We start from the raw sequence: 1,033 nt of genomic DNA on the forward strand, positions 1-1,033 counted from the left end.
CTCTCCTTTTCAGACACGCTACCGCCCTTCGCTGTGAACCAAAGCGCATAAGGCCGATGCCCGGGACTGTTGTGCTGTTTTGGTTTTGCGGTGTCGTGTTTCGATTTCGCAAACAAAAACAGCAAAAAAACAGCAGACGGCGAACCGTCTGCTGTGCGGGGTGTTACGCGGTGGTGCGTTCATTCCAGGAGTCGGAATGAATGATGTTGCCGTCTTTGTAGGTCCAGGTGATTTTTTCGTAGCGCAGCTCAACCCTTTCCAGGTGGTTGTGCTTCTCATAGGCCGGGTCTTTGATGTCATGCATTACCGGCGCGACTTTCACCAGCTTGACGTTCTCCAGCTTGGTGTTGAAGTACTCCACTTCCTGACCGGCATCATTGATGCGGTACCATTTGAACTCAGCCGATTTCAGAGTCTGGCCGGTGGTCACCGCTTTATAGAGGTACGGCGTGGAGGCGTCGATTTCCTTGGTAAACAGGAACGGGGTGTGGATACGGGTGCCGGTCAGCTTGCCGGTGTTGTTGTCAGTCGGGATATACAGGTCATGCTCCTGCGCCACGATCTCAATGCTGCCTTCACGGTCTTTGACATCCACACAGCCTTTGATGTCTGCACCGCCGTCGTCTTTGAGCCACAAATAGACTGGAATTGCCATGAGTTACTTCTCCATTTTTTGAGTTAACGCATCACCCAGAGCCGGTGATACGGTGGTTGCGCCGGTGACCTGACAGGCATCCGCCTGCGGTACCAGGCTGATTTCGACCCGGCGGTTGGCCGCCCGGCCCGCCTCCGTGTCATTGGTGTCATGCGGGCGGCTTTCGCCGTAGCCCTGCACTGCAAAGCAGCTCTCCGGTACCGCGCCGGTGTCGCGCATCCAGTTGCGCACCGACTCCGCGCGTTTCAGGGAGAGCAGTTGGTTGGACGCCGCGTCCCCGGTGTCATCGGTGTGGCCGGCGACCACAATCAGCCAGCCCGGTCTGGCCTTAATCCCCACCAGGGCATTCACCAGCACCTTTGTCGAGCCGGGTTTCAG

The 1,033-nt window shown here is 57.1% G+C and carries 2 protein-coding genes; both read right to left on the reverse strand.

Annotated elements, in window-relative coordinates:
- Positions 1-163: 163 nt before the first annotated feature.
- Positions 164-655: an Hcp family type VI secretion system effector gene (locus CYR52_RS22160; protein ID WP_072933516.1), complete on the reverse strand. Its 492-nt coding sequence runs from the start codon at positions 653-655 to the stop codon at positions 164-166.
- A 3-nt stretch (positions 656-658) separates the two neighbouring features.
- Positions 659-1,033: OmpA family protein (locus tag CYR52_RS22165; protein ID WP_146001364.1), on the reverse strand; the 375-nt coding region annotated here is incomplete at its 5' end.

The sequence above is a fragment of the Chimaeribacter arupi genome (genome assembly GCF_002858805.1).
GTDB lineage: Bacteria > Pseudomonadota > Gammaproteobacteria > Enterobacterales > Enterobacteriaceae > Chimaeribacter > Chimaeribacter arupi.

What these genes read in the sequence shown, in the direction of transcription:
- CYR52_RS22160 (WP_072933516.1), bottom strand. Translation starts at nt 655, where the DNA reads ATGGCAATTCCAGTCTATTTGTGGCTCAAAGACGACGGCGGTGCAGAC.